Annotated in this window: 11 protein-coding genes; 6 read left to right on the top strand and 5 right to left on the bottom strand. The window is 72.8% G+C overall.

Annotation, left to right across the window (positions count from 1 at the left end; translation table 11 throughout):
• Together ABZ659_RS25975 and ABZ659_RS25970 are read right to left on the bottom strand one after the other, a co-directional pair.
• A partial coding sequence (locus tag ABZ659_RS25975; protein ID WP_360224405.1) for a maltotransferase domain-containing protein occupies positions 1 to 579 on the bottom strand: 579 nt, incomplete at its 3' end.
• 69 nt (positions 580 to 648) lie between these two features.
• A complete protein-coding gene (locus ABZ659_RS25970; RefSeq protein WP_360224403.1) occupies positions 649 to 945 on the bottom strand; it encodes a DUF5133 domain-containing protein in 297 nt (98 codons plus the stop codon).
• 240 nt (positions 946 to 1,185) lie between these two features.
• On the opposite strand from ABZ659_RS25970, the gene ABZ659_RS25965 reads away from it, so the two are divergent.
• Together ABZ659_RS25965 and glgX are read left to right on the top strand one after the other, a co-directional pair.
• Positions 1,186 to 1,728 (top strand): pep a2, encoded by a 543-nt coding sequence (locus ABZ659_RS25965; RefSeq protein WP_360224401.1) that lies wholly within the window; start codon positions 1,186 to 1,188, stop codon positions 1,726 to 1,728.
• Entirely contained in the window at positions 1,725 to 3,866 is a 2,142-nt protein-coding gene (gene glgX / locus ABZ659_RS25960; protein ID WP_360224399.1) for a glycogen debranching protein GlgX, read from the top strand. The genes ABZ659_RS25965 and glgX overlap by 4 nt, the downstream gene beginning before the upstream one ends.
• Before the next feature lie 61 nt (positions 3,867 to 3,927).
• On the opposite strand, the gene ABZ659_RS25955 is transcribed toward glgX, so the two are convergent.
• Positions 3,928 to 4,731: a VOC family protein gene (locus tag ABZ659_RS25955; RefSeq protein WP_360224397.1), complete on the bottom strand. Its 804-nt coding sequence runs from the start codon at positions 4,729 to 4,731 to the stop codon at positions 3,928 to 3,930.
• 126 nt (positions 4,732 to 4,857) lie between these two features.
• Between ABZ659_RS25955 and ABZ659_RS25950 the strand changes: the two genes are divergently transcribed.
• Positions 4,858 to 5,184, top strand: a complete 327-nt coding sequence (locus tag ABZ659_RS25950; protein WP_360224395.1) for an ANTAR domain-containing protein — start codon at positions 4,858 to 4,860, stop codon at positions 5,182 to 5,184.
• A 51-nt stretch (positions 5,185 to 5,235) separates the two neighbouring features.
• On the opposite strand, the gene ABZ659_RS25945 is transcribed toward ABZ659_RS25950, so the two are convergent.
• On the bottom strand, positions 5,236 to 6,045 hold the full coding sequence (locus ABZ659_RS25945) for a SigB/SigF/SigG family RNA polymerase sigma factor (protein WP_360224393.1): 810 nt from the start codon (positions 6,043 to 6,045) through the stop codon (positions 5,236 to 5,238).
• Positions 6,046 to 6,443: 398 nt separating this feature from the next.
• Between ABZ659_RS25945 and ABZ659_RS25940 the strand changes: the two genes are divergently transcribed.
• Complete coding sequence (locus ABZ659_RS25940) at positions 6,444 to 6,965, top strand: hypothetical protein (protein WP_360224391.1); 522 nt, start codon at positions 6,444 to 6,446, stop codon at positions 6,963 to 6,965.
• Positions 6,966 to 6,974: 9 nt separating this feature from the next.
• On the opposite strand, the gene ABZ659_RS25935 is transcribed toward ABZ659_RS25940, so the two are convergent.
• Positions 6,975 to 7,469 carry an MSMEG_6728 family protein gene (locus ABZ659_RS25935; protein ID WP_360224389.1) on the bottom strand — a complete coding sequence of 165 codons (495 nt, stop codon included), beginning with the start codon at positions 7,467 to 7,469 and terminating at the stop codon, positions 6,975 to 6,977.
• A gap of 359 nt (positions 7,470 to 7,828) precedes the next feature.
• On the opposite strand from ABZ659_RS25935, the gene ABZ659_RS25930 reads away from it, so the two are divergent.
• Both ABZ659_RS25930 and ABZ659_RS25925 read left to right on the top strand, forming a co-directional pair.
• On the top strand, positions 7,829 to 8,212 hold the full coding sequence (locus ABZ659_RS25930; RefSeq protein WP_360224387.1) for a DUF2255 family protein: 384 nt from the start codon (positions 7,829 to 7,831) through the stop codon (positions 8,210 to 8,212).
• Between the two features lie 49 nt (positions 8,213 to 8,261).
• Positions 8,262 to 8,402, top strand: a complete 141-nt coding sequence (locus tag ABZ659_RS25925) for a hypothetical protein (protein ID WP_360224385.1) — start codon at positions 8,262 to 8,264, stop codon at positions 8,400 to 8,402.
• The last annotated feature ends 463 nt before the right edge of the window (positions 8,403 to 8,865 follow it).

Here is an 8,865-nt window from a genome sequence, read left to right as displayed (position 1 = left end):
CAGCGGCATCTCCGGCGACCGCGTCACCAGGTCCCGCAGCGGGTAGCGGGCCAGCACCGCGTCCACCTCCGGCGTCAACGCCGCCGCCAACCGGGTGGCGACCGGCAGTTCGTCGTCGCGGAGGGTGCGGACCGCCGCCAGCAGGGTCGCGCGGGCCGCCTTGTCCTTCTTCGGCACGTGGGCGGCCGCCCGCTCGTACAGCTCGGCGCCCTCCTCCAGCACCAGCCCGGTGTCGATGCCCGCCGGCACCTTGATGCGGGCCGCGTGCCGCCAGGTGCCGACCGGGTCGCTCCACGCCTCGACGACGTACGTCCAGCGGCCCACCGCGTCCGGGGTCACCTCGGCGCCCCAGCGGTCGGTGCCGGGGGACAGCTCCCGCATCGGCGTCCAGGGACCTGGCCGCCCCTGGGGGTCCTTGAGTACGACGTTGGCGGCGACGGCGTCGTGCCCCTCGCGGAACACGGTCGCCGACACCTCGAACGTCTCACCCGCGACTGCCTTGGCCGGGCGCCTGCCGCACTCCACCGCCGGGTGGACGTCCCTTACCGGGATGCGGCCGATGGCCGGGGTCGCGCTCATGGGTCTCACCTCCGCCGTACTGGAAGCCGGGCCTGGTGGCCCGGCTGGGGGATACCGCGCCGGAAGGGGCTACCTTCCCGCCGGGGAACACCGGTCCGACGGGGGCCCCCGACGGACGGCGCCGCTGGCGCGAAACCGCGCGTGCTGTTCCTCCGAACAGGTGACGGCGGGTCCCCGCAGATACCGTTCGGCCGCGTCGGCGGCCTCCCGGGCGCAGCGCTTCCCCATCAGCACGCACAACGTGTAGCCCGAGTCCTCGAAGGTGGCCCGCACCGTGCGGTCGGCGGGCGCCGCGAGCATCACGCGCTCCCAGGCCCGGTACCGCCGCAGCTGCCGGGCGACCTCGGATCTGGCGGGTAGCAGCATGGTGCCCTCTCGATCGTCGTAACGGGTCCGTGCCGTGACGTGACTTCACTCATGGTGCACGTACGACGACCCAGCGTCTTGTTAGAGCTTCAATCACCTCACTCGTGTCTCGTGTTGCACGAATGGACTAGCACCCCCAGTGTGGAGCTGACTCAGAAGCGATCGGTGCTCACGCTTCGTGTTCGGGGGCGACCCGCGAGGGCGAGGGAGCGAGAGCCTCGCCGGTGAGGAGCCACGACGATGAAGACCGCAGTGCCCTGCTACTACCACCTCGATGTGGAAGTCAGCCCGGAACGGGTCGGACAGGTTCGGCGCATTCTGGCCGCGCACCTCCGGTACTGGGATCTGGACACGCTCATCGAACCCGTCTGCCGCAGTACGGAGCTGCTGCTCACGGCCATCGACGAGCACGCCACCGACAAGAACACCTCCGTCGAGATGTGGTGGAACGGCCAGCACCTGATCACCGCCATCGGTGAGAACGACTGCGACCTGCGCCCCGACCAGGACCTGCGGTCCTGTCTGGAGCGCATCGCCGCCACCAGCGACGGCTGGGGCTGCTGTGCCACCGACACCGGCAGCAAGGTCATCTGGTTCTCCCAGCGGGCCCGCGCCGGGGGACGTGTCCCGCTGGTGCCCACCGCACCCGCGCCCAGCCTCCGCGAGACGCTCCAGGTGCCCCGCGAGGTGCCGGTCACGGCACTCGCCGGACCGGCGAGCACGACGGGCGGCGTGCTGACCGGCGAACGGCTGCCGGCCGGCGTACTGGAGGGCGAGCGGTGACCCCGCGTCGCGAGCCGCGGGAGCGGGTGCCCGCCTGGAGTGGGCACCCCTACCCGATGGGAGCCGCCTTCGACGGCAAGGGAACCAACTTCGCCCTGTTCAGCGAGGTCGCCGAGCGCGTCGAGCTGATCCTCGTCGACCACGGTGGCCGCCACCGGAGCGTGCCGCTGACCGAGGTCGACGGCTTCGTCTGGCACTGCTACCTGCCCGACGTCGGGCCGGGGCAGCGCTACGGCTACCGGGTGCACGGCCCCTGGCAGCCCGAGTTGGGCCACCGGTGCAACCCGGCGAAGCTGCTGCTTGACCCGTACGCCACCGCGGTGTGCGGGCAGATCGACAACCACCTCTCCCTCTACGAGCGTTCGGCGACCGGTGCCGACCCGGGCGACAGCGCCGGGCACACCATGCTCGGCGTGGTCGCCGACCCGTCCTTCGACTGGGGCGACGACCGCCCGCCCCGGCGCCCGTACGCCGACACGGTGATCTACGAGGCACACGTCAAGGGCCTGACCCGCACCCATCCGGAGGTGCCGCCCGCACTCCGCGGCACCTACGCGGGCCTGGCGCACCCCGCGGTGATCGAGCACCTGACCGGGCTCGGCGTGACCGCGGTGGAGCTGATGCCGGTGCACCAGTTCGTACAGGACGGCGTCCTCACGGACCGCGGCCTGTCCAACTACTGGGGCTACAACACCATCGGCTTCTTCGCCCCGCACAACGCCTACGCCGCGCACGGCAACTGCGGCGAGCAGGTCGCGGAGTTCAAGTCGATGGTGAAGGCGCTGCACGCGGCCGGGCTCGAAGTGATCCTCGACGTGGTCTACAACCACACCGCCGAGGGCAACGAGATGGGCCCCACGCTGTCCTTCCGCGGCATCGACAACGCCTCCTACTACCGTCTCGTCGACGGCGACTGGAAGCACTACTACGACACCACCGGCACCGGCAACAGCCTGCTGATGCGGCACCCCTACGTGCTCCAGCTGATCATGGACTCGCTGCGGTACTGGGTGACCGAGATGCACGTCGACGGCTTCCGCTTCGACCTCGCGGCCACCCTGGCCCGGCAGTTCCACGAGGTGGACCGGCTCTCGGCGTTCTTCGACCTGATCCAGCAGGACCCGGTGATCAGCCGCGTCAAGCTGATCGCGGAGCCGTGGGACGTCGGCGAGGGCGGCTACCAGGTGGGCAACTTCCCGCCGCTGTGGTCGGAGTGGAACGGCAAGTACCGGGACACCGTGCGGGACTTCTGGCGCGGCGGGGAACACACCCTCGGCGAGTTCGCGTCCCGGCTGACCGGCTCCTCCGACCTGTACCAGCACAGCAGGCGCCGCCCGCGCGCCAGCGTCAACTTCGTCACCGCGCACGACGGGTTCACCCTGCGCGACCTGGTCTCGTACAACGACAAGCACAACGAGGCCAACGGCGAGGACAACCAGGACGGCGACAACGACAACCGGTCCTGGAACTGCGGCGCCGAGGGCGACACCCGCGACCCGGCGGTGCTGGAGCTGCGCGCCCGCCAGCAGCGCAACTTCCTCGCCACCCTGCTGCTGTCCCAGGGCATCCCGATGCTCAGCCACGGCGACGAACTGGGCCGCACCCAGCGCGGCAACAACAACGCCTACTGCCAGGACAACGAGACGTCCTGGATCGACTGGCGGCTCGGCGACGAGCAGCGCGCGCTGCTGGACTTCACCCGGTACGTCATCGGGCTGCGCGCCGCCCACCCGGTGCTGCGCCGCCGCCGCTTCTTCCGCGGCGAGACCGCCACCCACGCCGGTCAGCCGCTGCCCGACCTGGTGTGGCTGCTGCCCTCCGGACAGGAGATGGCCGACGAGGACTGGGCCCGCTCCGACGCGCACAGCGTCGGCGTCTTCCTCAACGGCGACGCCATCGCCGAACGCGACCCCTACGGGCGGCCCGTGGTCGACGACTCCTTCCTGCTGCTCCTCAACGGCTACTGGGAGCCGGTGGACTTCCGGCTCCCCGACGTCGGCTACGGGGAGCGCTGGACGGCCCTGCTGGACACCGCCGACCCGCAGGGCACGCCGGACGAGACCGAGCACAAGGCGGGCACCTGGACGACCGTGGAGGCGCGCGGCCTGGTCCTGCTGACCCGGCCCTCGCGCACCTGACGGACCCGGCCACGGACCCGGCGGCCCCGCTGACTGCCAGCGGGGCCGCCGGGTCCGTCCGTCAGCGGGTCCGGCGTGAGGTCACCGTGAACTGGGCGCCGTCCGCGTCGCGGAGCACCGCTTCCTCGGCGCTCTCCCGCAGCACGCTGCCGCCGTGCAGCTCCGCCGCCCGCGCGCACGCGCCCACGTCGGCGACCGCGAAGTGGACCTGCCAGTGCGGCCGGATCGTCGGGTCGGGGGCCGACTCCAGCGCCCCCGACTCGATCCGGGCGACGATGTCCCCGCCGCTGCGCAGCAGCACCTCGTCGCCCGCGTAGTCGACCTCGCAGCAGCCCGGCTTGGCCGACGCCCAGTCCAGGACCTGGCCGTAGAAGATGGCCGCGTCGAAGGCGTCCCGGGTGTGCAGCCGGATGAAGGCGGGGGCGGCGCGGCGCCAGTTGTCCCAGTTGCTGGGCAGCGCGCCCTCCCAGATGCCGAAGGTGGCGCCGTCCCGGTCGGCCAGCAGCGCGCCGCGCCCCGGCTGGAAGGAGATCGGCCCGACAGCCGTCGTACCGCCGCGCTCCTGCACCCGGGCGACCGCCACGTCCGCGCTGGACACGGCGAAGTACGGCGTCCAGGCCACCGCCGTCTGCCACATCCCGGCCATCGCGCCGATTCCGGCGACGGGGGCGCCGTCCGCGAGGGCCACCCGGAAGCGTTCGCCGAGCCGGGCCGGCCGCCACGTCCAGCCCAGCACGGCCGTGTAGAACCGCTCCGTCGCCTCAAGGTCCCTGCTGGTCAGGCTCACCCAGCAGGGGGCGCCGAACACGGAGTGCGTGGAGACGGCCTCCGCGGTGCCCGCGGCGGGTGTCGTGTCATGGTTCATGGCAGTCGTCCTGGTCTCGTCGTCCGGCGGCCACCGGTTCTCCCCCCAAGTGTCCAACCGGAACCCGTGCGGGCGCCTGTCGAGTACCCCGGTGGCGGGGAGCACTCCCCGTGGCCCGATGGACGGGTGGCAGCACCGCGGGGACCAGACGAGACGGACCGCATCTTCGAACTCCAGGAGCAGGTGGACCAGCTCAAGGAGGCCGTCACCTCGCACGCCGTCGTGGACCAGGCGATCGGCCTGGTCGTCGCCCTGGCACGCGTCACACCCGACCAGGGGTGGGCGGTGCTGAGGGAGGTCTCCCAGCACACCAACACCAGGCTGCGCAACGTCGCGGAGCTGATCCTGGCCTGGGGGCGCAGCGGGGTGATGCCCGCGGAGATCCGCGTCGAACTGGAGGACGCGCTGGACCGGCACGGTCCGCCGCAGATCCCGGGCTCCGCCACCGACTGACCTCTTCCCCCGCTCGATTCCCACGGTCCCCGGGCTCAACGAGCCCGGGGCTCAACGGTTCTCGGGTCCGTCGCCGTTCTCCGCGAGGAGTTCCTCGCGGAGCCGCGCGAAGCAGCCGCTGAGCAGCCGGGAGACGTGCATCTGGGAGATGCCGAGCTGCTCGGCGATCCCGCTCTGCGTCATCCCCTGGAAGAAGCGCAGGTAGAGAATGGTGCGCTCGCGCTCGGGCAGCGTCTGCAGGCACGGGCGTACGGCGACCCGGTCGACGACGACGTCGTAGCGCGGGTCGGGGCCGCCGATGGCGTCGCCCAGCGCGTAGCCGTCGGTGCCGGGCATCTCGGCCTCCAGCGACAGCGCGGAGAAGCACTCCAGCGCCTCCGTGCCGACGCGCACCTCCTCCTCGGTGAGCTGTGCGTGCTCGGCGATCTCCGCGGTGGTGGGGGCGCGGCCCGGCGTCGTCTGCGCCAGCTCCTTCGCCGAGCGGCGCACGCGGTTGCGCAGGTCCTGGACCCTGCGGGGGACGTGCAGGGTCCACATGTGGTCGCGGAAGTGGCGCTTGATCTCACCGGTGACGGTCGGGACGGCGTACGCCTCGAAGGCGCGGCCGCGGTCCGGGTCGTAGTGGTCGACGGCCTTGACGAGCCCGAGCGCGGCCACCTGGTACAGGTCCTCCAGGGCCTCGCCCCGGCCGCGGAAGCGGACGGCGATCCGCTCCGCCATGGGGAGCCAGGCCCGGACCACGTCGTCCCGCAGGGCCCGGCGCTCCGGGCCGTCGGGGAGCCGCCCGAGCCGTTCGAAGGCCTCGGCGGTGTCGGGGGCGTCGTCGTGCGGATGCTGCCTGGTGCTGGTGGCTGCGCGCATACCGCGCACCTCCTCAGCGGTGCCGGGTGGACGGACACCGGGGGAAGAGCGGGCTCGGACGGGTCGGTCCGAGACAGTCGTCCCCCCGCGGGACGTGCCTCCGGTCCGAAGCACTGAAGTGCCCTTTCCCGGCTCACCCTCCGATGAAACAAATCACTGTATATGAAGACATACCGCATTTGATGGGTGGCATCGCGTGGGCGACCGGTCCCTGGACGCCGGACGTGATGTACGGCACGCCCGCCCGCTGTCCGCCACCCGGCCCCGGCCGATTCCCGCAGGGCAGCGCATGATCAGTGATCAAGGCCCCGAAAACGCCGATCACCACGCAATCCGCTCGTTTGACAGTGCGCCGAGCCCCTGGATAGGAAGCAGCGTCCGAGGTCGAGAGGTGCAGCGTGTACGAGCCGAACGTGGTCGGTGACTGGCGGGAGTACGACGAGCGTGCCGGTCTGCGGGTGCGCGTCCACCGCCTGGAGCGGTCGGAGCCGCCGCGCGGACGGGACGACGCCGCCGAGGGGCTGACGTACTTCTGCCTGCGGGTGACCGTCGAGAACCGCGGCACCCGGCACTTCGGCGTCCACCTGGAGGACGGGCAGATCGACGTGCGGATCGGTCCCGACGGGGAGAGCGCCCTCGTCGACTGGCGCAACTCGCAGTTCATCGAGGGCTACGACGTCTACCCGCTGCGCCGGGCCACCGCGGTCCTCTACGGCGCCGGACCCGAGGCCGCGCTCAGCAGGGTGGACGTGCAGGTCCAGTTGCGCGTCGACGAGGAGTGGACCGAGCGCGCGCTGTGGTCCGGGGTCGTCGGACCCGAGGGCCAGGGCGGCTGCGCGCCCTCGACGGCGGTCCGGGACAGCCTCGCCCACCAGGTGAGCGACTTCCTGCGCGCGCAGGCGGAGGAGGGCACCGCCTGACGGCGTCCCTCAGCCGGGGCCGCCCGCCGCCCCGGCCTCCGGGTCCCGGTCCGAGGACGGCCACACGTACGGCAGGTCGTCGGGGACGCCGGGGAACAGTCCCGCGTACACGTCGGGCTCCTTGCGCACCAGCGCCGAGCGGTGGCTGAGGTGGAACGCGTCGTCGCCGAGCCACGGCGGCAGCTCCCCGGCCCGCGCCAGCGCCCCCTGGTCCCGCACCGGCTCGCCCGGACGGTTCGCGGCGAGCCCGGCGACCAGGGAGGCGGCGCAGCCGTCCTGGTGGCCCTGTTCCCGCCAGACCCGGCAGACCTCCAGGCCGTACCGGACCAGCGCCTCCTCGTAGCCCGTCCACATCCGCACCGCGGGATGGCGGCGCCAGCCGTACCCGGGCACGGTCAGACCGCGCAGCACCTGGAGCGCCTCCACCCGCTGCTTGCCCAGTCGGCGCCGGTCCAGGGCGAGGGCCGACTCCCGGAAGCCGGGGTGGGGCAGGAAGGTCTGCATGTCGGTCCCGCTCCGTTCGGCTAGCCCGCTGGCCGGTGACTCGCCGCCATGCCTCCCCCGTTCCCCCCGCCCTGACGCCGCCCGCGCCCCGATCCGAACCGCCGGTCACCCGACTGGGGGCGTGCGCGGGGATGGCGTACGGCGGGGGCGGGGTTGAGGTGCCACAGGGTGCCGTGGCGTGCCGCGGCGCGGGGGAACGGTTGTCGCTCCGATCCGGCGCGCTTCCTGACCGCCTACCACGAGGTGGCCGCGGCTGTCCGACGCGGCGCCGCCCGCCTCCGCCGGGGGAGAGCCGTAGCCTGGGCCCGGGAGCGCCGCCGCCGGCGCACCCCGCCCCCGGACCGACGGAGCCCCGCGCCATGACCCCCTGGACACCCGACGACCTCGCCCTGCTCACCGGTGCGCGGACCCTGCTCCTGACCGCCGGGGACGACGGCCACCCCGGCGTGGAGGTCGGCATGGTCCTGCTCGGCGGCGAGCTGTACGTCCGCGCCCACCGGGGCATCCGCTCCCGCTGGTACCAGGCGGCGCGGGACCACGGGCACGGGCGCGTCAGGGTCGGCGCCGTCACCCGCGACGTCCTGCTCACGACCGGCGACGGCGGGCCCGCCCACGAGATCGACGCCGCCTACCGGAGCAAGTACGGCCGGACGGCCGACGCCTTCGTCACCGGTCCCGTGGCCCGGGCCGCGACGGTGCGGATCCGTCCGGTGCCGTCGATGGCGGACGGGGCCGCGGTCTGAGGCGCTGACGGAAGGCGTCCTTCCCGGCGCCCACCGCGCGGGGAGACGAATGGACTTCGCCGGTGCCGCCGCGTCGCGGCACCAGGACAGTGAGCGGTGGGCGGACGGTGCCACGGCAGGGACGGGGACGACCGCGCTCGCCGGGCGGAGCGTGCCGCGCGCCCGCATCGCGATCCGGGAGCCGACATGACGAAGCCTCCGCCGCGTGGCGGAGGGCCGCCCGCTGACCGGGCGGGCTCACCGGGAGCGGGGAGGGTGTCATCCCGCCTCCGGGACGCACTGGTCTCTGACCAGGCCTCGCACAGTTCGAGGAGGATCCATCCCAGTCGGCGGAGCTAGCCGGCAGCGGCCCGGTAGCCGTCCGGCACCTCCTCAGACGTGACGGCGTGCCCGCGCTCGACGAACTGCGCCACCTCCGGTCCCGGTGCACGACCTCGGCGGTGATGGCGAGGTGCCTCAGCGGCGGCAGGCGGCTGGTCGACCAACCCGTTGAGGCACCCGTTCGGCGTAAGGAGGCCTGCATCGTGCTCGGTTACTCGTCCTTCGGTCGCCTGGTGGCGTTTCCGCGGGTGGCAGAGGTGGTGACGGTCGTCCGTCGAGGTTTCCCGCACTGTCGGTGACGAACGTTACGGATCGGTAGTGGGTTGGTCCGA

This window comes from Streptomyces sp. NPDC006997, assembly GCF_040635175.1.
GTDB lineage: Bacteria > Actinomycetota > Actinomycetes > Streptomycetales > Streptomycetaceae > Streptomyces.
Note: the sequence above shows the minus strand (reverse complement) of the source record. Positions and strands in the feature narration are given on the sequence as shown.